The organism is Rathayibacter sp. Leaf299 (assembly GCF_001423055.1).
GTDB lineage: Bacteria > Actinomycetota > Actinomycetes > Actinomycetales > Microbacteriaceae > Rathayibacter > Rathayibacter caricis.
Genome location: NZ_LMNT01000002.1, coordinates 278,244 through 301,496, shown reverse-complemented (window position 1 = coordinate 301,496; position 23,253 = coordinate 278,244). Strand labels below are relative to the sequence as shown.

Sequence of the window (23,253 nt, the reverse complement as noted above, 5' to 3'; positions counted from 1 at the left end):
CGACGACGAGCCCGCCCCTCCGGAGGGAGGAACGGGCTCGTCGAGGTGGTGCGGGTTACGCCATCAGGTCGGGCGTCGCCGGGCCGGCGGTCGCCGCTCCGGTCGTCGCACCGGCGCTGATCGAGATGAGGCGCGGAGTCGTCGTGAAGACGAACTTGCCCTCGGCGAAGTCCACGTGGATGTGGTCTCCGGAGCCGAGCTGGCCGTGCAGGATCTGCTCGGACAGCTGGTCCTCGATCTCGCGCTGGATCGCACGGCGGAGGGGGCGGGCACCGAGGGCCGGGTCGAACCCGACCTCGATGAGGCGCTCCTTCGCCGGCTGGGTCAGCTCGACCGTCATGTCGCGGTCGAGCAGGCGGTCGCTCAGGCGCTTGATGAACAGGTCCACGATCTGGAGCAGCTCGGGCTTGGACAGCTGCGGGAAGACGATGACGTCGTCCACGCGGTTGAGGAACTCGGGCTTGAAGTGCTTCTTGAGCTCCTCGTTGACCTTGCCCTTCATGCGGTCGTAGCCGGTGGCGTTGTCGCCCTCGATCTGGAAGCCGACCGGGCCGCCCGCGATGTCGCGCGCACCGAGGTTGGTGGTCATGATGATCACGGTGTTCTTGAAGTCGACCACCCGGCCCTGACCGTCGGTCAGGCGTCCCTCCTCCAGGATCTGGAGGAGCGAGTTGAAGATGTCGGGGTGCGCCTTCTCGATCTCGTCGAACAGGACCACGCTGAACGGCTTGCGGCGGACCTTCTCGGTGAGCTGGCCGCCCTCCTCGAAGCCGACGAACCCGGGAGGGGCGCCGAAGAGCCGCGAGACGGTGTGCTTCTCGCCGTACTCCGACATGTCGAGCGAGATCATCGCGTCCTCGTCGTCGAACAGGAACTCGGCGAGCGCCTTCGCGAGCTCCGTCTTGCCGACGCCCGTGGGGCCGGCGAAGATGAACGACCCGGAGGGGCGCTTGGGGTCCTTGAGGCCGGCGCGGGTGCGGCGGATGGTGCGCGAGAGGGCCGCGATGGCCTCCTCCTGACCGATGACGCGCTGGTGCAGCGCCTTCTCCATGAAGACGAGCCGCGAGGACTCCTCCTCGGTCAGCTTGAACACCGGGATGCCGGTCGCCTGGGCGAGGACCTCGGCGATCAGGCCCTCGTCGACGACACCGGTCGCCTTGACGTCGCCCGACTTCCACTTCTTCTCGAGGCGCAGGCGCTCACCGAGCAGCTGCTTCTCCTCGTCGCGGAGCGACGCGGCCTTCTCGAAGTCCTGGTCCTCGATCGCGGCCTCCTTCGCGGCGCGGACGACGGCGATGCGGTCGTCGAAGTCGCGCAGCTCCGGCGGGGCCGACAGGATCGACAGGCGCAGGCGTGCGCCGGCCTCGTCGATCAGGTCGATGGCCTTGTCGGGCAGGAAGCGGTCGCTGATGTAGCGGTCGGCGAGGTTGGCGGCCGAGACGATCGCGCCGTCGGTGATGGACACCTTGTGGTGCGCCTCGTAGCGGTCGCGCAGGCCCTTGAGGATGTTGATCGTGTGAGGGAGCGACGGCTCCGCCACCTGGATCGGCTGGAAGCGGCGCTCGAGAGCGGCGTCCTTCTCGAAGTGCTTGCGGTACTCGTCCAGCGTGGTCGCGCCGATCGTCTGCAGCTCGCCGCGGGCGAGCAGCGGCTTGAGGATCGAGGCGGCGTCGATCGCGCCCTCCGCGGCCCCTGCGCCGACGAGGGTGTGGATCTCGTCGATGAAGGTGATGATGTCGCCGCGGGTGCGGATCTCCTTCGTCACCTTCTTCAGGCGCTCCTCGAAGTCACCGCGGTAGCGGGAACCGGCGATGAGCGAGCCGAGGTCGAGCGTGTAGAGCTGCTTGTCCTTCAGCGTCTCGGGCACGTCGCCGCGCACGATCGCCTGGGCCAGACCCTCGACGACGGCGGTCTTGCCGACGCCGGGCTCGCCGATCAGCACGGGGTTGTTCTTGGAGCGGCGCGAGAGGATCTGCATCACGCGCTCGATCTCCTTCTCGCGCCCGATGACCGGGTCGAGCTTGTTGTCGCGCGCGGCCTGCGTGAGGTTGCGGCCGAACTGGTCGAGGATCTGCGAGCCGCCCTGGGGCTGCTGCTGCTCTCCTCCGACCGCGACCTGCTCCTTGCCCTGGTAGCCGGACAGCAGCTGGATGACCTGCTGGCGCACGCGGTTGAGGTCGGCGCCGAGCTTGACGAGGACCTGCGCGGCGACGCCCTCGCCCTCGCGGATGAGCCCGAGCAGGATGTGCTCGGTGCCGATGTAGTTGTGGCCGAGCTGCAGAGCCTCGCGGAGCGAGAGCTCGAGCACCTTCTTGGCGCGCGGCGTGAACGGGATGTGGCCCGTCGGCTGCTGCTGCCCCTGGCCGATGATGTCCTGGACCTGCTCGCGCACCGCGTCGAGCGAGATACCGAGGGACTCGAGCGCCTTGGCGGCCACTCCCTCGCCCTCGTGGATCAGCCCGAGCAGGATGTGCTCGGTGCCGATGTAGTTGTGATTGAGCATCTTGGCCTCTTCCTGGGCCAGGACGACGACGCGCCGTGCGCGATCGGTGAATCTCTCGAACATGCTGTCACTCCCTACGGAACCCGCAGGGGTGGGCTCCGATAGGACGACTGTAACCAGCGCTCCCCCGGGTCGGACCCCCTGTTCGCCCTGGGCGTGCAGCCGATCCCGCCCGGGGCCGCGGTCCATGCGCAGGCATACACTTCCCGCATGAGCAACCTGGAGAAGCACCCGGACGAGCACCCGGTGTCCTCCGCCCGCGGCGCGGCGGTCGGCTCACCCGGCATCGAGGTTCTGGAGGCGCGCCTCGTGCCCCTCGGCGGCCCCCGCGCCATCGAGGTGCGGCGCACGCTGCCGCAGCGATCGCGGTCGACGATCGGCGCCTGGTGCTTCGCCGACCACTACGGGCCGGTGGCGCTGGGCGAGGAGGCCGGGATGGACGTGCCTCCGCACCCGCACACGGGACTCCAGACGGTCAGCTGGTTGTTCGAGGGCGAGATCGACCACCGCGACAGCGTCGGGAGCCACCAGCTCGTGCGGCCGGGCGAGCTCAACCTGATGACCGCGGGCAGCGGCATCTCGCACTCCGAGGTCTCGACCGGAGGCGCTCCCGTGCTGCACGGCGTGCAGCTGTGGGTCGCCCTGCCCGAGAGCGCGCTGGCCATCGATCCGTTCTTCGAGCACCACCGCGGCGTCCGCGTCGACCTGCCGGGCGCGGTGGTCCGCGTGTTCCTCGGAGGGATGCTGGGCGCCTCCGTGCCCGCGAGCACCTTCACTCCGCTCCTCGCCGCGCAGATCGACCTGGAGCCGGGCGCGTCGATCGATCTGCCGATCGACTCCGGCTGGGAGCACGGCGTGCTGGTCGACTCCGGTCCGGTCGTCGTCGAGGGGGTCGAGGTCGCTCGCGCGGATCTGGCCTACGTCGCACCGGGACCCGAGACCCTGCGCCTGTCAGTGGGCGACGCGGGCGGCCGCGTGGTCCTGATCGGCGGTGAGCCGTTCGAGGAGGACCTCGTGATGTGGTGGAACTTCGTCGGCCGGCGCCACGACGACATCGCGGCGGCGCGCGAGCGCTGGCAGGCCGACGTGATCGACGAAGGAGACCCCGCGGGTCCGTTCGGCACCGTCACCGGCTACGACGGCCGCGCCCTCCCGGCGCCGACTCTCCCGACGGTGCGGCTCAAGCCGCGCCGCCGGGTCTGATCGCGCCGGGCCGGACCGCTCAGGGCCGGGCCGCTCAGGACTCCGTCGCAGCACTCGCCTTGTCGGCGCCGCTCTGCTGCTCGCCGCTCTCCTGGCCGGCGCTCTCCTGGCCGGCGCTCTCCGCTTCCTTCTGAGCCGCCTTCTCGGCCGCCGCCCGGTCGGTCGCCTCCGCCGACTCGCGGAAGGCACGCCGCGGATCCTGCGTCGCGCTCATCGGCGAGAGGTCGCGCGAGCCGATCGCGTCGACGACCCAGCCCGAGATCACGCGCCACTTGCGATCCAGGGTCGGCATGGCCGCTCCGTGGTACGCCCGGTGGGCCAGCCAGGCGAGCGGACCCCGGAGCTTGACGCCCTTGATCACGCCCGCGCCCTTGCCGATGCCGTACTCCGCGACGGTGCCGACGGACGCGTGCCGGTACTCCTCGACGGTGCCGCCGGTGAGATCGGCGACGATGTTCGCCGCGAGCAGCTTGGCCTGGCGGACCGCGTTCTGCGCGTTCGGCGGGTAGTACGCGGGCTGCTTCTCGGAGGTGAGATCCGGGATCTGCGCTCCGTCGCCGGCCGCCCACGCGCCGGGCACCGGAGTGCCGTCCTCGCGGATCACGCGCAGCCGCGCATCCGCCATCACGTGGCCGCGGGGGCCTCGGGGCGCGTCGGTGGCGTCGAGGACAGGGTTCGGCTTCACTCCCGCCGTCCAGACGATGGTCGCCGACGGGATCCGCTCGCCGCTCGAGAGCTCGACGACGCCGTCCTCGCACGAGGGCATCGTGGTCTTCAGGTGCACGTGCACGCCGCGGGCGCGCAGGTGCTCGAGCGTCCACTTCGACAGCTCGGGGCCGACCTCGGGCGCGACCCGGTCGAGCGCCTCGACGAGGTGCCAGGTCACGTCGCCCATCGAGAGCGAGGGCTGCGCGGCGAGCGTGCGGCGGCTGAGGTCGAGCAGCTCACTCAGCGCCTCGACGCCCGTGTAGCCGCCGCCGACGAAGACGAAGGTGAGCAGCCGCCGGCGCTCCGCCGAATCGGTCGTGAGCGCCGCCCGCGCGATGTTCTCGATGACGCGGTCGCGCAGATGGGCGGCCTCCTCGAGGGTCTTGAAGCCGATGCCGTGCTCGGCGAGCCCGGGCGTCGGGAAGGTGCGCGTCACGGCGCCGAGGGCGAACACCACCTGGTCGAAGGCGATCGTGCGCGTCGAGCCGTCGAGTGCGGCGACCTCGGCGCTGCGCTCCTCGAGGCTCACTCCGGTGATCGATCCGCGGATCACGCGGGTGCGCTTGAGGGCGGAGATCAGCGGGACGGTCACGTGCCGCGGCTGCACGTGCCCGCCGGCCACCTCGGGCAGCAGCGGCTGGTAGGTCATGTAGGGGTTTGGCTCGACGACCGTGACGTCGATCGGAGCGAGACCCCGGCGCTTCTCGAGCCCCCACGCCGTGTAGAGGCCGACGTAGCCGCCGCCGAGGATGAGGATGCGCGTGGTTCCGGATGCCGTCATGTCGGTCCCTTCTCGGACCCGGCGCGACGAGCGGCCGGGTGCAGCGGTGCGGAGGAGTGTCCGACGCTACGCCGAGGGTGTTCCGGGGGACAGGGCCTTGCGCCCGCGCGGCTGAGCGGCAAGAGTGCCGCCGGTCAGCCGACCGCGCGCTCCTCGTCGCGCAGGCGCCGGCGGTACTCGCTGGGCGAGAGCCCCGTCTGCGTGGCGATCGCCCGGCGCAGCCGCTCGGGCGACGAGAACCCCGCCCGCCGAGCGATGTCGCTGAGCGGCAGGTCCTCCCCCTCCGGACCGCCGACGATGCGGAGCGCGCTCTCGGTGCGCACCGTCGAGATGAGCTCCCGGAGCGTCGTGCCGCGCTCGTCGGCGATCGCCCGCTGCAGCGTGCGCAGGCTCACCCGGCAGCGGCGGGCGACGGTGCCGGGATCGAGGCCCGGATCGGTGTGGTCGGCCTGCACGACCCGCTCGGCCGCCTCGACCATGTCGTGGATCCCCATCCGCTCGAGCGACGGATCGGAGCGCTCGGAGTCGAGGACCCGGCCGAGGCGCTGCACGGCGTCCTTCAGGAACTCGGCCTGCACCGCGTGGCCGATGTCGAGATCGGCGAGGAACACGCGCAGCAGCGAGCGCGCCGTGTCGGTGAGCGGCGACGCAGGGACGTACCGCGGCGGCTCCGGCCTCCTGGAGCGCTCGGCGGTCGGCACGGCGAGACGCAGGAGGAGCAGCCGGACGGGGCGGCGCGCGGACACGACGACCGGCACGTCCGACGACAGCGCGAGGACACCCTCCGACACCGCGATCGTGCCGGCCGACGACTCGACGACGAGCTCCCCCTCCATCGGCAGGAGCAGGACGGTCGACGGCTCGACGATGCGGTCGCTCGGCCAGCGGACGACCAGCGGGCCGGTGACGATGTGCAGTGCGCGCACGCCGTCGACGCCGGCGAGGGCGAGATCCATCCGGAAGGCCAGGGGCAGGTCGACGTCGATGTCGGCCGCGCGACGCAGCGCCGCGACGCCGTCGGCGCCGCGCAGCCGGACGGTGCGGGCGCCGGCGCCGATCGGGATGCTGGCGGGATTCTGCAGGACGGGGCGTGGGACCACGGTGGCGACTCCGATCGTGAGCACGGCCGCCGCGGAGGCGCCGTCTCTCGGAGCTTAGAAGAAGTGAGACTTGCTCGTCTCCGCCCAGAAAGGGGCACCGGGCGTCACTGCAGCGCGGAGGTCAGCCTCGCGAGGTTGTCGAGGATCGTCGAGCGCAGCGGCTGCCGGCGCCACTCCCGCAGCGTCAGCTCGCGCGAGTGCTCGCGGTAGTCCTGCTGGACCTGGCGCAGGTCCTCCACGAACTCGGCCCCGCGCACCATCAGCGACACCTCGAGGTTCAGGGTGAACGAGCGCATGTCCATGTTGCTCGAGCCGATCACGGCGACGTCGTCGTCGATCGTGAAGTGCTTCGCGTGCAGGATCGTCGGAGCGCGGTACATCCAGATCCGCACGCCGGCCGTGAGCAGCGTCTCGTAGTACGAGCGCTGCGCGTGGTAGACGACCGCCTGGTCGCCGATCTCGGAGACGAACAGCTCGACGTGGATCCCCCGGCGCGTGGCCGTCGTGATGGCGTAGAGCATCGCCTCGTCCGGCACGAAGTACGGGCTCGTGATGATGATCGACTTCTGCGCCGAGTAGAGCAGGGTGAGGAACAGCCGCAGGTTGTTCTCTCCGTCGAACCCGGGCCCGCTCGGCACGACCTGGCAGTCGATGGTGTCGCGCTGCTGGAGCGCCTCCATCGGCTCGGACTCGCGCAGCAGCAGTTCGTCGGTCTCGCTGTACCAGTCGGTGATGAAGATGGCGTTGAGGCCCTGCACCACCGGACCCTCGAGCCGCACCATCAGATCGTGCCAGTGCAGGCCCCGGCGGATGTTGCCGCGCTTGTTGTAGCTGGAGTCGACGACGTTCTGCGAGCCCATGAAGGCCGCGTTGCCGTCGACGATCAGGAGCTTGCGGTGGTTGCGGAGGTCGGGGCGCTGGTACTGCCCGCGCCACGGGCGCACGGGGAGCATGTAGGACCAGTGCGCACCGGCGTCGCGCAGGCGGCGCAGCCGCCGGTAGGTGCCCCCCGCGTAGCCGGGCACGCGGATCGACGCGATGTGGTCGAGCAGGATCCGCACCCGCACGCCGCGGGCGACCGCCCGGTCGAGCGCGTCGAAGAAGGGCTCGGTGGTCGAGTCGGCGGCGAGGATGTAGAACTCGCAGTGCACGTACCGGCGCGCACGATCGATCTCGGCGGCCATCGCCCGGATCGTCTGCTCGTAGTCGCCCTGCAGCCGGGCGTCGTTGCCGCCGACCAGCGGCATGGCGCCGAGGTTGCGGTTGAGGGTCACGACCGACTCGAGCCACTGCGGCCACGGGTGGTTGCGCGCGACCCGGTCGATGCCCTCCGTCGACTCGAGGATGAACCGGTTGATCTCCTCCTGCTTGCGCCGGCGCTTGCGCGGCAGGCGGTAGCTCCCGATGAAGAGGAAGAGGAGGATGCCGACGTAGGGGATCAGGAAGATCGCCATCAGCCAGGCGAGACCGGTGGTCGGGCGCCGGTTGCGCGGCACGACGATGACGGCGACGACGCGCACCACGAGCTCGACGACGATCGCGGCGATCGCGAGGACGAGCGACCAGTCCGGTTGCGGCACCGCGTCTCCTCGCCGTTCGCGTGCAGGGGGTCGGCGACGGCGCGGGCTGCGCGCCGCTCCCCGATCCGGGGTCGGTCAGGAGGGGTCGGTCAGGAGGCGTCGCGCGGAGGCAGACCGCGGCGGGCGCGCTCCTTCGCCTCGATGCGGTCGTAGGCGCGGCGCTCGTTGCGGTCGGAGCGGATGAGCGCGCGCATGATGAACCAGAAGAGGAGACCGATGCTGACGGTCGGCAGAAGAGCCCACAGCCCCTGATTCCAGATCTCCCAGTCCATGCGGCGATCCTACCCGGGCGCACCGGACCGGGCCTGGGGATGGCCGTGACGTGAGTGTCAGCCGCTCTCGACGGACTTGTTGAGGGCGGCCGCGTCGGCGTTCAGGCCCTCGAGCTCGGTGCGGAGCGCGTCGTACGCCGCGATGTCCGCGTCGATCGCGTCGCGCCGGGCGTCGATGGCCTCTCCGCGGGCCAGCAGATCGGCCCGGGCGGCGTCGAACGCGGACTGCGAGGCGAAGTCGCCGCTGTCGGCGCGGGAGTTGAAGGAGTCGATCTCGGCGTTCAGGGCGTCGTACTCGGCGTTGTTCGCCTCGACCCGCGCCGTCAGGTCGACGTACGACGCCTCGATCCGGGCGACCAGGTCGGTGATGCGGTTCTCGAGATCGGTGAAGACGGCCTCGTAGCGCGCGTTCAGCCCGACGACCACCGAGCGGTCGGTGAAGTACTGGGCGTAGTGCGCCTCGAGCGCCGGCGGCAGGTCGACGGCCTCGGTGCCCAGGATGGAGTGCAGCTCGTTGACGCGCTCGCCCAGCCCGCCGGTGCGGTACAGCTCGAGCCGCTCGGCGACGGTGCCGCCCTCGGGAAGGGTCTCGTACGCGGCCTCGAGCTGTGCGCCGAGGTCGCTCCGCTCGTCGTCGTCCAGCCGGTCCCACGCCGCGTGCAGCATCTCGTGAGCCGCGGTGACGTCGCGGATGCCGTCGAGATCGGGGTTGTCCACGTCCGAGATGTAGATGTCGCTGCCGGTGTAGCAGCCGAGCACGATCTCGTCCGAGGCGCCGTAGCCGCACAGCTCGTTGAAGCCGGTGGTCGGCTCGACCGAGGGGTGCGAGGCGTAGTAGAGGGCGCGGCCGCGCGTGGACATGGCTGTGCGCTCCGCGAATCCGGCGATCGTGGCGTCGGGCTCGAACGCCTCGGCCGCCTGCCGATCGGCGACGGCCGCTCCGAGGTCGCGGGAATCGGCGAGCACGGACGCGGCGACCACCGTGCCCACCCCGAACTGCGCGACGGTGAGCACGCTCGCGACCGCGATCGCGACGATGCTGGATGCCCGGACCACGTCTCCCCCGTCCGGCCGCGAGGGCCGCCGTCGTGCTCGGCGGGGGCGGACCCGCCGTTCGTCCAGGCTACTTGACGAGCGGGAACAGGATCGTCTCGCGGATCCCGAGGCCGGTGATCGCCATCAGGAGCCGGTCGATGCCCATGCCCATGCCGCCCGTCGGCGGCATGCCGTGCTCGAGGGCGCGGAGGAAGTCCTCGTCCAGGCGCATCGCCTCGTCGTCGCCCGCGGCCGCCTGGCGCGCCTGCTCGACGAAGCGCTCGCGCTGCACGACCGGGTCGACGAGCTCCGAGTAGCCGGTGGCGAGCTCGAAGCCGCGGACGTAGAGATCCCACTTCTCGACGACGCCCGGGATGGTGCGGTGCGCGCGCACGAGCGGCGAGGTGTCGACGGGGAAGTCGAGCACGAAGGTCGGACGGGTCAGCCCGCCCTTCACGAAGTGCTCCCACAGCTCCTCGACGTACTTGCCGTGCGTGGGCACGTGCACCTCGACGCCCTCGCGCTCGGCGAGCGTCTCGAGCTCGACCAGCGGGGTCTCGGGGGTGATCGCGATGCCGGTGGCCTGCGACAGGCTCTCGTACATCGAGATGCGGTCCCACTCGCCGCCGAGGTCGAACTCGGTGCCGTCGGCCCAGGTGACCACGTGCGATCCGGCGACGGCGAGCGCCGCGTTCTGGATCAGCTCCTGCGTGAGATCGGCGATCGAGGTGTAGTCGCCGTAGGCCTGGTACGCCTCGAGCATCGCGAACTCGGGCGAGTGCGTGGAGTCGGCGCCCTCGTTGCGGAAGTTGCGGTTGATCTCGAACACGCGGTCGATGCCCCCGACGACGGCCCGCTTGAGGTACAGCTCGGGGGCGATGCGGAGGTAGAGCTCGGTGTCGAACGCGTTGGAGTGCGTCGCGAACGGGCGGGCCGAGGCTCCGCCGTGCATGACCTGCAGCATCGGCGTCTCGACCTCGAGGAAGCCGTGCGACGAGAAGGTGCTGCGGAGGGACGCGTTGACCGCCGCGCGGGTGACGACCGTCTCGCGGGCCTGCGGACGCACGATCAGGTCGAGATAGCGCTGGCGCATCCGGGTCTCGTCGCCGAGCTCGTTGTGCAGGTTCGGAAGCGGGAGGATCGCCTTCGCGGCGATGGTCCAGCTCGACACCCAGACGCTCAGCTCGCCGCGCTTGCTCGAGAGCACCTCGCCCTCGACGAACAGGTGGTCGCCCAGGTCGACGAGCTCCTTCCACTCGGCCAGCGACTCCTCGCCGACGTCGCCGAGCGAGACCATGGCCTGGATGCGGGAGCCGTCGCCGGACTGCAGCGTCGCGAAGCAGAGCTTGCCCGTGTTGCGCTGGAAGACCACGCGGCCGGCCAGGCCGACCCGCTCGCCCGTGCGGACGTCGGGCTCGAGACCAGCGTGCCGCGCGCGGACCGCGGCGATGGTGTCGGTCACTCCGACCGCCACCGGGTACGCGCCGCCGCCGAGGTCCTCGCCCGCGCGCTCGATCAGCCGCTCGCGCTTGGCGAGACGCACGGCCTTCTGCTCAGACGCCTCCTCGGCGGAGAGCTCGGACGGGGGCACGGGGGCGTCGGGGGTGTCGGCCATGTCGGGGCGCAGGTGCTTTCGGTCGGGGGCGGAGGGGCGCGATCAGGCGAGCAGGATCGGGCCGTTGTCGAGGAGCCGGGTGGATCCGACGATCGCGGCGACGAGCACGAGGGCCGGGCCGCGATGGTCGTCGTCGACCGGGAGGAGCGTCGCCGGGTTCACGACGACGAGGTAGTCCAGCTTAACCAGCGCCTCGCCCATCGCCGCCGACTGGGCGGCCGCGATCACGGCGTCGATCCCGCCGTCGGCCGCGGAGGCGGCGGCCTCGAGCACGTTCGGGACGGTGCGCGCGGCGCGGCGCTCGCGGGCGTCGAGGTAGCGGTTGCGGCTCGAGAGGGCGAGGCCGTCCTCCTCGCGGACCGTCTCGACGGCCTCGATCGCGACGGGCACGTCGAGGTCGCGCACCATGCGCCGCACGAGGAACAGCTGCTGCGCGTCCTTCTGCCCGAAGAACGCGACGTCGGGCTGCACGATGTGCAGCAGCTTCGCGACCACGGTCAGCATGCCGTCGAAGTGACCCGGGCGGGAGCGTCCCTCGTAGAGGGTGCCGACGTGCCCGGCGACGACGCGGGTCGACGTGGGCCCGTCCGGGTACATCTGCGCGACCGACGGGGCGAAGACGACATCGACGCCCTCGGCCTCCAGCAGCGCCGTGTCGGCGGCGAGGTCGCGCGGGTAGCGGTCGAGGTCCTCGGTGGGGCCGAACTGCAGCGGATTCACGAACACCGACACGACGACGAGGTCGGCGCTCGCGCGTGCCGCGTCGACGAGCGCGAGATGGCCGTCGTGCAGGGCGCCCATCGTGGGGACGAGGGCGACGCGGGATCCGGCGCGACGCGCCTCCGCCACCCGCTCGCGGAGGGCGTCGATGCGTTCGATGGTGCTGATCACCCGACGATGCTACCGGCGACGCCCGCCCCTCCCCCTGCTGATCGAGTAGCCCGCGCAGCGGGCCTACCGAGATCCACCATCGCTGAGGCGGGCGGTCAGCCGGCGGCGCGGCGGAGGGCGTCGTCGACGGAGGAGCGGACGAGGCTCGAGAGGAAGAAGCCGGGCTTCTCGACGCCGATGCCGGCGAGCAGGCCGGCGGCCTGGTCGACGATGGCGCTCGAGAACGTGGTGGCGGTCGAGACGGCCTCTGCGTAGGCCGCGCGGTCCGCCTCCGCCACGGTCACCGGCTCGCCGCCCATCTCGACGACGAGGGCCTGCGCGATCGGGAGGACGGGACCCGGTGCGGTGACCGCGAAGTAGGTCTCGACGAGTCGCGCGAGGTCGAGGCTCGTACCGCTGAAGGCCATCGCGGGGTGCACGGCGAGCGGGATCACTCCGGCCGCGAGAGCGGGGGCGAGGATCCCGAACCCGTGCTCGGGAGCGGTGTGCAGCACGAGCTGGCCCGGCTGCCAGACCCCCGCGGCGGCGAGCCCGGCGACCAGCGACCCGAGCTCGTCGCCCGGGACCGCCAGCACGACGAGCTCGCTGCGCTCGACGAGCTCGGGGATCGCGAGGATCGGCGCGCCGGGCAGCAGGGCGTCGGCGCGCTCGCGGCCGGCCTCGCTCGTGGTCGCGACTCCGACGATCGCGTGGCCGGCGCCGGCGAGAGCGGCGCCGAGCACGGGGCCCACGCGACCGGCTCCGATGATCCCGACGCCGAGGCGTCCGTCGCGGCGGGGCTCAGGCATACGGGTCTCCTTCGGGGGCGGGCCACGACGGGGCGGGCGCGGCGGCCGCGCGCCTCCCCCACAGGTGGCTGGCATCGCGCTCGGCCGCGCGCACTCCCGCGTGCGCCAGAGCGTCGAAGAACGCGAGCCCGTCGGCCGCTCCCATCACGGGCACCATCGGAGTGACGGGGCCGGTGACCGTGTGCACGCGGGCCGAGGCGAGCCCCAGCAGGCGCTGGACGGGCCCCTGCTGGACGCCGATGCTCTGCATGCGCGCGAGCGGCACGACGGCGACGCGCCGCCAGACGGCTCCGCTGCGCAGGATCACCACGTCGTCGGTGAGCCGGTAGCCGGTGCGGCGCCACGAGAACGGGCGGAGCCAGGCCGCGGCGCGGGGCGCCCGGGTGAAGCCGGCGGCGTCGCGGTGCCGCAGCGCGTCGCCGACCGGAGTGGCCTCGGCGCCCTCCGCGGCGCCCGGCAGCAGCAGGCCGAGCACCTTCTCGACGTCGCGCAGATCGCCGACCGGGAGGATCGTCGTGTTCGGCTGTCCGTTCGCGCCCTGGGATGCGGCGTGGCCGGCGCGGTCGATCTTCACCTGCCACCACCCGAAGGGCCGCCACAGCAGCGGCTGGGTGATCTCGACCGCGTGGACGCGGCCGGGCGGCAGCGTGTCGCTGCTGGTCGAGAAGACTCCGTAGCCGACGCGCACGCCGTCGGGAGTGGCCGCGATCGAGTAGCGCAGCGAGCGCACGAACTGGCGCACGTAGTAGCTGCCGGAGCCGAGCAGGCCCGGCAGGATCGCGATCAGCACGTAGGGCGACCCGTAGACCGCGACGAGCACCACCGCCACGATCGACGCCGCCAGGAACAGGGTGAACCCGCTGAAGACGAGCGAGCCCAGCAGCCGGCCGGGCGGGATCGACACGATCGACTCCGGGGGCGTGCCGTCGTCGTCCGTCCCGCCGAACTCCTCCAGTCGGCGCGCGAGGAACCCGCCGGCCGGAGCCTCCCCCGGAGCGCCCGCCTCGCGCTCGCGGACACCGGAGGCGAGCCGCAGGATGTCGCGGCGGAGCGCGTCCACCAGGCGGGAGCCGAGGTACGAGAGCTGGACGTTGGCGTCCTGGCCCGCGACGCCGACCTCGAGCTTCGCGGCGCCGAAGATCCGGGCGACGAGCGGGCGCTGCACGGCGATGCCCTGGATGCGGTCCAGGCGCGCCCGGCGGTTCGTGCGGAACAGCACGCCCGAGCGCACCTCCACGACCTCCTCCGTGATGCGGAAGGTGTGCATCCGCCACGACAGCCAGAAGGCGAAGACCGCGACGCCGAGTCCGATCGCCACCGCGAGCAGCGCCCAGCCGATCAGTCCGCGGTTCACGAGCTGATCGACGGGGTCGCCGCTCTCGTACTCGCCGGCACCGGGCAGGAACAGCTCGACGAGGCGCTCGCGCAGGTTCGTGATCAGGATGCCCAGCACGACGATCAGGCCGATCCCGCCCTTGAGGACGGGCGTCGCCGGGTGCAGGCGGTGCCACTCCCCGTCGGCGAGGTCGGTCTCGATGCCGCGGACCGCTCGCTCGGGAGCCTCGCTCACAGCCCGGCCCGGCGCGACTCGGCGAGCGCGACGAGACTGTCGCGCAGCTGCTCCGCGTCGGCCTCGGCCAGGCCGGGGATGCTCACTCCGGTCGCCGCGGCGGCGGTCACGAAGCGCAGGTCGGCGAGGCCCAGCGCCCGGGCGAGCGGTCCGCGGTTGACGTCGATGAGCTGCATCCGGCCGTAGGGCACGGAGACGAAGCGCTGGAACATGATGCCGCGGCGGAAGAGCAGGTCGTCGTCGCGGAGGAGGTAGCCGTACGCCCGGGCGCGGCGCGGCGCGACGATGAGGAGGGTCAGCGCGAGCGCGGCGGCGGCGAGGAGCGCGATCCACGCCCAGCCCACTCCGACGAGCCACAGCACGACCGGCACGGCGAGCAGCACCACGCTCGAGACGACGGCCGACACGATCTCGACCGCGATGTAGCGGGGCGAGACGCGGCGCCAGTCGCCGGTGAGCTCGAGGCGGGTCCCGAGGGCGCTCGGCTCGACCTGCGCCACCGGCGGCTCGGCCTGCGCCGCGAGCGGCTCGTCCTGCGCGAGCGGCTGCGGCTCCGCGCGCTCCCGGCGCGCCTCCTCCTCGAGCCGCGCCTCGCGGCGGGACTGCGGCTGCTGCGGCTCGTCCGTCATGCTCACGTACTCCTGTCGGCGACCCTCCGGCGGCCGGCGTCAGGCGCGGTTCGCCTCGCCGACCACGGCGTCGTCGTCGTCATCGCTCGGCGGGATGGTGCAGAGGTGCTCGGCGACCAGTCCGGCCACCAGCAGGACGATCGATCCCGCGATCGTGGCGACGTCCTGCCACACGGAGCCTAGCGAAGGCACCGCGCGGCTCAGCAGGTAGACCAGGATCCCGCCCGAGGCTCCCAGCAGCAGCGCACCGACCAGGCTCGACGCCTTCGCGAGCACCACGACGCGCATCGCGCGGAACGGATCGATCCGTCGGCGCAGCGTTCCCGTGGTGGCTCGGTGGATCGGGATCGCGAAGGCGAGGACCACGGCCGCGACCACGACCAGGGTGAGCGGCACCGTCAACGGCGGCAGCAGCACGGGGCGACCGGAGGAGGCGATCGCCAGGTCGAGGAGGAACCCCGCCACAGCGCCCGCGAGGGCGAGGCCGAGCAGGGTGCTGAGGCGGGTGCGCGTCACGGAGTGCTGCTCTCGGGGTCGGGTGTGCCGGGGGCGGTGCTCGTCGGTGCGCTCGCGGCGCGGGCGCCCCTCCACGCTATCGCTCCGGGCCACGGATGCACCTGGTCGCTCGCGAGGGCCCGCAGCTGCGCGACGGAGCCGTGCCCCGGCAGGACCGCGTCGGGCTCGACGTCGAGCCACGGCTCGAGGACGAAGGCGCGCTCGGCGGCGCGGGGGTGCGGGAGGGTGAGGTGCGGGTCGTCGCGGACGACGGCTCCGACCGCGATCAGGTCGATGTCGAGCGTGCGGTCGCCCCAGCGTTCCTCGCCCTCCCCCCGGAGGCGGCCGCCCGCGCGCTCGATCGCGGAGGTCGCCGCGAGGAGGTCCTCAGGATCGAGAGTCGTGGATCCGGTGACCACCGCGTTGAGGTAGCCGGGTGCGTCGTGGTCGACCCCGTCGAGCTTCCACGCGGGGGTCTCGACGACCTTCGAGACGGCGTGCACGCGCAGTCCCGGAGTGGTGGCGAGCGCGCGGACCGCCTCCTCCAGGTGCGCGAGGCGGTCGCCGAGATTGCTGCCGAGCGCGAGGACGACCCGGCGCTCCGGGAGGATCCGCTCCTGTCGGGGCCTCACGAGCGGGCCCGGGTGATCTGCACGGCGACGTCGTCGAACGGCAGCGGGATGGGCGCGTCGGGCTTGTGGACGGTGATGCGCACCACGTCGGCCGCCGCGAAGCCGAGCGCGACGGCGGCGAGGCGCTCGGCGACCGTCTCGATGAGGTCGACCGGATCGCGGGTCACCGCGTCCGCCAGTGCGATCGCGAGCTCGCCGTAGTGGACCGTCTCGGCAAGGGCGTCGGCGCCGGCGGCGGGCGCGACGTCGAGCCAGACGGTCGCGTCGATCACGAAGTCCTGGCCGTTCTCGCGCTCGAAGTCGAAGACGCCGTGGTGCGCGCGCACACGCAGCCCCGTGAGGGTGATCGAGTCGCGCAGCGCGAGGGCGGCGGGGTCGACGGCGGACTGGACGGACGGGGACGGTTCGGACTCGGTCATGGGAGCTCCTCGTGCAGGCGGGCGGAGAGCGCCAGGGCGCGGGCGCTCGAGCGGACGTCGTGCACCCGGACACCCCAGGCGCCGCGGTCGGCGGCGAGGAGGCTGAGCATGGCGGTCACGTCGTCGCGCTCGGCGGCGGCGGCCTCGGCGGCGAACGGAGCGAGGAAGCGCTTGCGCGAGTGCCCGACGAGCACAGGGAAGCCGAGCGACACGATCGAGTCGAGGTGCGCGAGGAGGGCCCAGTCGTGGCCGCCGTTCTTCGCGAAGCCGAGTCCCGGATCCAGGATCAGGCGGTCGTCGCGGATGCCCGCCTCGCGCGCCGCGTCGATCCGGCGCTCGAGCTCGCCCCGCACCTCTCCCACGACGTCGGCGTAGGAGGCGAGCGCGTTCATGTCGGCGCTGTGGCCGCGCCAGTGCATGGCGATGTAGACGGCGCCGCGCTCGGCGACGAGCGGCAGCATGGCCGGGTCGGCGAGGCCGCCCGAGACGTCGTTGACGACCAGCGCGCCCGCATCGAGAGCGGCCTCGGCCGTCGCCGCGCTCATGGTGTCGATGCTGACCTGCACGCCCTCGGTGGCGAGCGCGCGGACCACGGGGAGCACGCGCGCCTGCTCCGCGTCGGCGTCCACGCGCGCGGCGCCCGGTCGCGTCGACTCGCCGCCGACGTCGATCAGGTCGGCGCCGAACGCGGCCGGCCCGTCGCCGCTCGAGCGCGTCATGCCGATGCCGTGCCGCACAGCGTCGTCGACCGAGAACCAGCGGCCGCCGTCGCTGAAGGAGTCGGGGGTGACGTTGAGGATCCCGAGCAGGGCGGCGCGCCCGGTCGGCGCGAGGTCGGCGGCGGAGGGGGGCACGTCACTCCCCCCGGGCGGCGCCGATCAGCGCGATGATCTCCGCACGGGCGGCGGGCTCGGCGAGGGTGCCGCGGGCGGCGACCGTGACGGTCGAGCTGCGCGTCTGGCGCGGTCCGCGCATCCGCACGCAGCCGTGCTCGGCGTCGACCACGACCACGACGCCCTCGGGCGCGAGGCCCGTCTGGATCACGTCGGCGATCTGCTCGGTCAGCCGCTCCTGGAGCTGGAGTCGCGAGGCGACGGTCTCGACGACGCGCGGCAGACGGCCGAGGCCGACGACCCGCTCCCCCGCGCGGTAGGCGATGTGCGCGACGCCGACGAACGGCAGGAGGTGGTGCTCGCAGACGGAGCGGAACGCGAGATCGCGGACGATCACGGTCTGCCCGTCCGGGTGCGCGGTCGCCTCGCCCTCGACGACCGCGAAGGTCTCGTCGAGGTGGGAGGCGGGGTCGACGTCGCTCTCGCCGAAGAACTCCTCGTACGCCTCGGCGAAGCGCCGCGGAGTGGAGGCGAGCCCCTCGCGACCGGGGTCGTCCCCGATTGCCGCGAGGAGCTCGACGACGGCGGCCTCGATGCGCGCCCTGTCGACGGCCACGGGAGCCTAGGCCGTCGCGGGACGCGGGTTGATCAGCGGCGGACGCTGCGGCGCAGTCTGCTCCGTGCTCTCGGAGACGACTCCTCCGTCGGTCGCCCCGGCGTCGATCGGGGCCTTGGCGGCCGGGATCGCGATGGGCGGGAGGTCGGACAGCGGGCGCTTGTCGCTCGAGAGCCACTGCGGGCGCTCGTCGATGCGGCGGACGTCCTTGAAGATGTCGGCCAGCTGGTCGTGGTCGAGCGTCTCCTTCTCGAGGAGGTCGGCGGCGAGCCGGTCGAGGATGTCGCGGTTGGCGTTGATGACCTGCCACGCCTCGTCGTGCGCCTGCTCGATGAGCTGCCGGGTCTCGGCGTCGACCCGCTCGGCGATCTGCTCGGAGTAGTCGCGCTGGTGGCCCATGTCGCGCCCGAGGAACATCTCGCCCGAGGACTGGCCGAGCTTGACGGCTCCGACGTTCGAGGACATGCCGTACTCGGTGACCATCTTGCGGGCGATCGCGGTCGCCTTCTCGATGTCGTTCGACGCACCCGTGGTGGGGTCGTGGAAGACGATCTCCTCGGCGACGCGGCCGCCCATGGCGTAGGTCAGCTGGTCGAGGAGCTCGTTGCGGGTGGTCGAGTACTTGTCCTCGAGCGGCAGCACCATCGTGTAGCCGAGGGCGCGGCCGCGCGGCAGGATCGTCACCTTGGTGACGGGATCGGTGTGGCGCATCGCGGCGGCGGCGAGAGCGTGCCCGCCCTCGTGGTACGCCGTGATCAGCTTCTCCTTGTCGCGCATGACGCGCGTGCGGCGCTGCGGGCCGGCGATCACGCGGTCGATCGCCTCGTCGAGCGCGCGGTTGTCGATCAGCTGCGCGTTGGAGCGGGCCGTGAGCAGCGCGGCCTCGTTGAGGACGTTCGCGAGGTCGGCACCGGTGAAGCCCGGGGTCTTCCGGGCGACGACCTCGAGGTCGACTCCCTCGGCGAGCGGCTTGCCGCGGCCGTGCACCTCGAGGATGCGCTTGCGGCCGAGCAGGTCCGGAGCGTCGACGCCGATCTGGCGGTCGAAGCGACCGGGGCGCAGCAGCGCCGGGTCGAGGATGTCGGGGCGGTTGGTCGCGGCGATCAGGATGACGTTCGTCTTGACGTCGAAGCCGTCCATCTCGACGAGGAGCTGGTTGAGCGTCTGCTCGCGCTCGTCGTGGCCGCCGCCCATGCCGGCACCGCGGTGACGGCCGACGGCGTCGATCTCGTCGACGAAGATGATGGCCGGCGAGTTCTCCTTCGCCTGCTGGAACAGGTCGCGCACGCGGCTCGCGCCGACTCCGACGAACATCTCGACGAAGTCCGAGCCCGAGATCGAGTAGAACGGCACGCCCGCCTCCCCCGCGACGGCGCGGGCGAGCAGGGTCTTTCCGGTCCCGGGAGGGCCGTAGAGGAGCACGCCCTTCGGGATCCGCGCACCGACCGCCTGGAACTTCGCGGGCTCCTTCAGGAACTCCTTGATCTCGTGCAGCTCCTCGATGGCCTCGTCGGCACCGGCGACGTCCTGGAACGTGACCTTCGGCGACTCCTTCGAGACCAGCTTCGCCTTCGACTTGCCGAACTGCATGACGCGGTTGCCGCCGCCCTGCATGCCTGAGAGCATCAGCCAGAAGAACGCGCCGATCAGGAGGATCGGGAGCAGGAAGCCGAGCGCCGACAGGAACCAGTTGGTCTGCGGGACCTCGTCGTCGTAGCCGTCCGACGGGTCGGCCGCGGTCACGGCATCGATGACCTCGGTGCCGCGCGGAGCCACGTAGTAGAACTGCACCTGCGTGCCGTTGTCGCCGTCGGCCTGCGAGAGCGTCAGGTCGACCCGCTGCTCCCCGTCGACGATCTTCGCCGACTCGACCTGGCCGTCCTGCAGCAGCTGGAGGCCCTCCTGCGTGCTGATCTGCCGGAACCCGGACATCGTGATCAGAGAGGACCCGATCCACACCGCGACGATCGCGAGGACGACGTAGAGAATGGGACCCCGGAAGATGCGCTTGACGTTCATGAATGTTGCGGGTCGAGACCCGGCACCTTTCTGACGGAGAAATGTGAGTGTCAGGCTACCTCCCGCACTCTGAACGCGCCCCGCGCGTTCGCCGTGGGCGTGCGTCGCGTCCTACGGCTCGTCGTCGGGCTGCGCGATCTGCAGGGGATCCGGGGCAGGACGGGCGGGGACAAGCGGAGGGAAGCGGATTCCCGCGCGCAATGCCTGCAGATCGTACGTGGGCGCCAGGGTCAGGGGGCCGGGAGGAGGCGCGCGGCGGCCTCGGTGGCGAGGACCGCGCCGAGCTGGGCCGAGAGGGTGGCGGGGAGGGTCGGCGGGGCGTCCCAGCGCGGGCCGGCGAGCAGGACGCCGTTCCTCTCCCCAGACCGCCAGAGCGCGTCGACACTGCCGAGGACGAAGGAGCGGAGGCGCTCGGCGGTCGCGGGGGCGACCCCCTCCATCAGCGCGAGATCGACGAGGTGGCGGTAGGCGATGCCGCCGAAGAGGGCGCCGTCGCCCGCGCCCTGGTCGACGAGGACGTCGTCGGGAGCGAGGCGGTCGATCAGGTCCTCGGCCGTGCGGGACGCGTGGGCGATGAGGCGCGCATCCGGCTGCAGTCGGTGCAGGGCGAGCGCTGCGCCGATGTAGACGCCGTGGTTGTAGCTGAAGGCCCAGTCGTCGCGCGCCGAGCCGCCCTCGCGGCCGATGCCGTCGGCGACGAAGCCCGACTCGTCGTCGCGCAGGCGCACGTGCATCCAGTCGAACGCCGCGCGGGCGAGCACCTCGCGCCCATCGGGACGCAGCAGCTCGAGGCGCGCGCCGAGGATCGCGAACGGCCCGTTCGCCGGGGCGTTCTTGTAGTCGAGCTGGCTGCGGCGCCAGGCCAGGCTGGCGCCGTGGCGGAGGTTCCAGCCCTTCCGGGCGGAGAAGCGCCAGAGCCGGTCCGCGCGGTCCAGCCAGCGCGGCTCGCCGGACGCCGCTCCGAGGCGTGCGAGAGCGCCTCCGAGCCACATCATGTCGTCGAAGTAGCCGTTGACCAGGCGCCCGCCGTTCCGGAGCCGGATCGCCCGGTGCACGCGCCGCGCCCGCTCGACGTGCGCCGCGTCTCCGGTGCGCTCGAACGCGTCGACCGCGGCGTCGATCGCGTGCGCGAGCCACCAGTAGTGGAACGGCGCGTCGGCGGCGACCGAGGTCGGGTAGCTCGCGTGGTACCCGATCAGGGGCGCCCGGAACAGCCGGTCGAGGCTGCGCTGCGCGACGTCGGCCCGCTCGGCGAGCGGAGTCGGATCAGGCGTAGACGTGGGGCGCGAGGATCGCGACATCGCGGAGGTTGCGGTAGCGCTCGGCGTAGTCGAGACCGTAGCCGATGACGAAGTCGTTGGGGATGTCGAACCCGACGTACGCGACCTCGACCTCGACCTTGGCGGCGCGGGGCTTCCGGAACAGCGCGCAGATCTCGACCGACTCGGCGCCTCGGCTCCGCAGGTTGCCCTGCAGCCACGAGAGGGTGAGACCGGAGTCGATGATGTCCTCGACGATCAGCACCTTGCGATCGGTGATGTCGGTGTCGAGGTCCTTCAGGATCCGCACGACACCCGAGGACTTGGTGCTGCTGCCGTAGGAGGAGACGGCCATCCAGTCCATGACGATGTCGATCTTGAGCTCGCGGGCGAGGTCGGCCATGACCATCACGGCGCCGCGCAGGACGCCCACGATGAGCAGGTTCTCCCCGGCGTAGTCGCGCTCGATCGCGCGGGCCAGGTCACGGATCCGCGCATGGATCTCGGCCTCGGTGTAGAGGACCTCGGTGATGTCGTCGGCGATGTCGGCTGCTTCCACCCGATCACTCTACGGGGGCGTCGCGCCCGCTCGGCGAGCCGATCCCAGCTCTGCAGGTCGAGTAGCCGCGCAAGCGGCGTCTCGAGACCCGCGTCCTGCAGAGCGCGCAGCGGGAGGTCAGCGCGGGCGGGCCGGGGCGAAGACGAGGTCGGGGCCGGAGCGGGTCGCGAGGACGCCGGGGAGGTCGACGCCCTTCTGGCCGTGCCAGTCGGTGACGAGCGCGGCGACGGCGAGAGTCTGCGCGCGCGAGAGCGAGACTCCGAACTCGTTCGACACGACCAGGCGGATGATGCGCTGCCGCAGCGCGGGCGGATCAGCCGCGAGCCCGCGGGCGTCGACCGTCACATGGCCCTCGTCGTTCTGGCCGACGAGCTCGAGCGCCCAGTCGAGCGCCATCGCGTCGAGCGCGTCGCCGTCCTCGCGCAGCTGCTCGGCCGTGCGGGCGAGCGCCTCGGCAACGCCGGGGCCGAGCTCGTCCTCGAGAACAGGCAGCACCGAACGGCGAACGCGCACCCGGGAGTAGCGGACGTCGTCGTTGTGCGGGTCGTCCCACGGCTCGAGGCCGGCGTCGGTGCACGCGGCCCGCGTCGTCGCCCGGCGGAGGCCGAGCAGCGGCCGTCGCAGCGGTCCGCTCACCGGAGCCATGCCGTGCAGGCTCGCGGCGCCGGCTCCGCGGGCGAGGCCCAGGAGGACCGTCTCGGCCTGGTCGTCGAGCGTGTGCCCGAGGAGGACCGCCACCGCCCCGGTCGCCTCGAGCGCATCGGCGAGGGCGCCGTACCGCGCGGTGCGGGCGGCCGCCTCCGGGCCGTCCTCCCCCTCCTGCACGGAGACGACCTCGACGAGGACGGGCGCGAGACCGAGTGCGTGCGCCTGCTCGGCGGCGCGACGAGCGACTCCGTCCGACCCCTCCTGCAGGCCGTGGTCGACGATCACGACGCCTGCGCGCAGCTCGGCACGCGGCGCCTCGAAGGCGACGGCTGCGGCGAGGGCGAGCGAGTCGGCTCCTCCGCTCAGCGCGACGAGGACCAGGGAGCCGCGCTCGAGGCCGTCGAGGCCGGTGCGGACGGCTCGGCGCAGGTCGGCGACGGCGGGGGTCAGACGGGGGCGATCGGGCACATCAAGTAACGTTAGGCCAGCGATCCGGCCTGCGAGCGCTGGCGTGTGCACGCGCTCGGGAGGCGGATCCGATCCGCCGATGCGCCGCCCGCGGCGCCACCGACTCAAGGAGCGAACATGGCCGCATACGACGTCGTCGTAGAGATCCCCAAGGGCAGCCGCAACAAGTACGAGGTCGACCACGAGACCGGTCGCGTCTACCTCGACCGGGTGCTCTTCACCTCCTTCGTCTACCCGACGGACTACGGCTACTTCGAGAACACGCTGGGCCTGGACGGCGACCCCGTCGATGCGCTCGTGCTGCTCGAGTACCCGGTCTTCCCGGGTGTGGGCGTCTCGGTGCGCCCCGTGGGCGTCCTCAACATGAGCGACGAGGCCGGCTCCGACGCCAAGGTGATCGTGGTCCCCGCGAAGGACCCGCGCTGGCAGCACATCCAGGACATCGGCGACGTGCCGGAGCAGACCAAGAACGAGATCAAGCACTTCTTCGAGCGCTACAAGGACCTCGAGCCCGGCAAGTGGGTCAAGGTCGAGGCGTGGGGCGACGCGGCCGAGGCCGAGCAGATCGTCCAGGACGGCATCAAGAAGCTGGCCGAAGAGGGTCACTGACCCCTCGGGTCGCCTCTCGAA

At 72.2% G+C, this 23,253-nt stretch carries 22 protein-coding genes; 2 read left to right on the top strand and 20 right to left on the bottom strand.

Going from position 1 to position 23,253, the window contains the following annotated elements; all coding sequences use genetic code 11:
- Positions 1 to 55: 55 nt before the first annotated feature.
- Positions 56 to 2,566 (bottom strand): ATP-dependent Clp protease ATP-binding subunit, encoded by a 2,511-nt coding sequence (locus tag ASF48_RS08695; RefSeq protein WP_055789859.1) that lies wholly within the window; start codon positions 2,564 to 2,566, stop codon positions 56 to 58.
- 147 nt (positions 2,567 to 2,713) lie between these two features.
- Here ASF48_RS08695 and ASF48_RS08690 point away from each other — a divergent pair, with 147 nt between their 5' ends.
- Complete coding sequence (locus tag ASF48_RS08690) at positions 2,714 to 3,706, top strand: pirin family protein (protein ID WP_055789855.1); 993 nt, start codon at positions 2,714 to 2,716, stop codon at positions 3,704 to 3,706.
- A gap of 34 nt (positions 3,707 to 3,740) precedes the next feature.
- Here the strand turns inward: ASF48_RS08690 and ASF48_RS08685 are convergent, their stop codons facing one another.
- The 19 genes from ASF48_RS08685 to tilS all read right to left on the bottom strand — a co-directional run bounded on the left by ASF48_RS08685 (position 3,741) and on the right by tilS (position 22,623).
- On the bottom strand, positions 3,741 to 5,195 hold the full coding sequence (locus ASF48_RS08685) for an NAD(P)/FAD-dependent oxidoreductase (protein WP_082481151.1): 1,455 nt from the start codon (positions 5,193 to 5,195) through the stop codon (positions 3,741 to 3,743).
- 134 nt (positions 5,196 to 5,329) lie between these two features.
- Complete coding sequence (locus tag ASF48_RS08680; RefSeq protein WP_146168342.1) at positions 5,330 to 6,295, bottom strand: AraC family transcriptional regulator; 966 nt, start codon at positions 6,293 to 6,295, stop codon at positions 5,330 to 5,332.
- 104 nt (positions 6,296 to 6,399) lie between these two features.
- On the bottom strand, positions 6,400 to 7,875 hold the full coding sequence (cls, locus tag ASF48_RS08675; protein WP_055789849.1) for a cardiolipin synthase: 1,476 nt from the start codon (positions 7,873 to 7,875) through the stop codon (positions 6,400 to 6,402).
- 89 nt (positions 7,876 to 7,964) lie between these two features.
- Positions 7,965 to 8,147 (bottom strand): hypothetical protein, encoded by a 183-nt coding sequence (locus tag ASF48_RS08670; protein ID WP_055789846.1) that lies wholly within the window; start codon positions 8,145 to 8,147, stop codon positions 7,965 to 7,967.
- 57 nt (positions 8,148 to 8,204) lie between these two features.
- The gene (locus ASF48_RS08665; RefSeq protein WP_055789843.1) at positions 8,205 to 9,203 is read right to left on the bottom strand and encodes a hypothetical protein; all 999 of its coding nucleotides are present in this window, start codon (positions 9,201 to 9,203) and stop codon (positions 8,205 to 8,207) included.
- A gap of 67 nt (positions 9,204 to 9,270) precedes the next feature.
- Complete coding sequence (lysS, locus tag ASF48_RS08660; RefSeq protein ID WP_055789840.1) at positions 9,271 to 10,797, bottom strand: lysine--tRNA ligase; 1,527 nt, start codon at positions 10,795 to 10,797, stop codon at positions 9,271 to 9,273.
- A gap of 42 nt (positions 10,798 to 10,839) precedes the next feature.
- Complete coding sequence (gene panC / locus ASF48_RS08655) at positions 10,840 to 11,688, bottom strand: pantoate--beta-alanine ligase (RefSeq protein ID WP_055789839.1); 849 nt, start codon at positions 11,686 to 11,688, stop codon at positions 10,840 to 10,842.
- Positions 11,689 to 11,783: 95 nt separating this feature from the next.
- A complete protein-coding gene (locus ASF48_RS08650; RefSeq protein WP_055789836.1) occupies positions 11,784 to 12,476 on the bottom strand; it encodes a Rossmann-like and DUF2520 domain-containing protein in 693 nt (230 codons plus the stop codon).
- Positions 12,469 to 14,046 (bottom strand): PH domain-containing protein, encoded by a 1,578-nt coding sequence (locus ASF48_RS08645; RefSeq protein ID WP_055789834.1) that lies wholly within the window; start codon positions 14,044 to 14,046, stop codon positions 12,469 to 12,471. The genes ASF48_RS08650 and ASF48_RS08645 overlap by 8 nt, the downstream gene beginning before the upstream one ends.
- The gene (locus ASF48_RS08640; protein WP_082481150.1) at positions 14,043 to 14,675 is read right to left on the bottom strand and encodes a PH domain-containing protein; all 633 of its coding nucleotides are present in this window, start codon (positions 14,673 to 14,675) and stop codon (positions 14,043 to 14,045) included. The genes ASF48_RS08645 and ASF48_RS08640 overlap by 4 nt, the downstream gene beginning before the upstream one ends.
- Positions 14,676 to 14,714: 39 nt before the next feature.
- Positions 14,715 to 15,191, bottom strand: a complete 477-nt coding sequence (locus tag ASF48_RS08635) for a DUF3180 domain-containing protein (RefSeq protein WP_055791409.1) — start codon at positions 15,189 to 15,191, stop codon at positions 14,715 to 14,717.
- A complete protein-coding gene (gene folK, locus ASF48_RS08630) occupies positions 15,188 to 15,802 on the bottom strand; it encodes a 2-amino-4-hydroxy-6-hydroxymethyldihydropteridine diphosphokinase (protein WP_082481149.1) in 615 nt (204 codons plus the stop codon). Before folK ends, ASF48_RS08635 begins: the two co-directional genes overlap by 4 nt.
- The gene (folB, locus tag ASF48_RS08625) at positions 15,799 to 16,221 is read right to left on the bottom strand and encodes a dihydroneopterin aldolase (protein WP_082481148.1); all 423 of its coding nucleotides are present in this window, start codon (positions 16,219 to 16,221) and stop codon (positions 15,799 to 15,801) included. Before folB ends, folK begins: the two co-directional genes overlap by 4 nt.
- Positions 16,218 to 17,075: a dihydropteroate synthase gene (gene folP / locus ASF48_RS08620; RefSeq protein WP_055789830.1), complete on the bottom strand. Its 858-nt coding sequence runs from the start codon at positions 17,073 to 17,075 to the stop codon at positions 16,218 to 16,220. Before folP ends, folB begins: the two co-directional genes overlap by 4 nt.
- A 1-nt stretch (position 17,076) precedes the next feature.
- Positions 17,077 to 17,670 (bottom strand): GTP cyclohydrolase I, encoded by a 594-nt coding sequence (gene folE / locus ASF48_RS08615; protein WP_055789828.1) that lies wholly within the window; start codon positions 17,668 to 17,670, stop codon positions 17,077 to 17,079.
- 6 nt (positions 17,671 to 17,676) lie between these two features.
- Entirely contained in the window at positions 17,677 to 19,689 is a 2,013-nt protein-coding gene (gene ftsH / locus ASF48_RS08610; protein ID WP_055789825.1) for an ATP-dependent zinc metalloprotease FtsH, read from the bottom strand.
- A gap of 230 nt (positions 19,690 to 19,919) precedes the next feature.
- Complete coding sequence (locus ASF48_RS08605; RefSeq protein WP_055789823.1) at positions 19,920 to 20,990, bottom strand: glycoside hydrolase family 76 protein; 1,071 nt, start codon at positions 20,988 to 20,990, stop codon at positions 19,920 to 19,922.
- A complete protein-coding gene (gene hpt / locus ASF48_RS08600) occupies positions 20,956 to 21,507 on the bottom strand; it encodes a hypoxanthine phosphoribosyltransferase (protein WP_055789820.1) in 552 nt (183 codons plus the stop codon). The genes ASF48_RS08605 and hpt overlap by 35 nt, the downstream gene beginning before the upstream one ends.
- A 117-nt stretch (positions 21,508 to 21,624) precedes the next feature.
- Positions 21,625 to 22,623, bottom strand: coding sequence for a tRNA lysidine(34) synthetase TilS (gene tilS, locus ASF48_RS08595; RefSeq protein WP_055789817.1), 999 nt, complete (start codon positions 22,621 to 22,623; stop codon positions 21,625 to 21,627).
- A gap of 117 nt (positions 22,624 to 22,740) precedes the next feature.
- On the opposite strand from tilS, the gene ppa reads away from it, so the two are divergent.
- Positions 22,741 to 23,232 (top strand): inorganic diphosphatase, encoded by a 492-nt coding sequence (ppa, locus tag ASF48_RS08590; RefSeq protein WP_055789813.1) that lies wholly within the window; start codon positions 22,741 to 22,743, stop codon positions 23,230 to 23,232.
- Positions 23,233 to 23,253 lie beyond the last annotated feature (21 nt).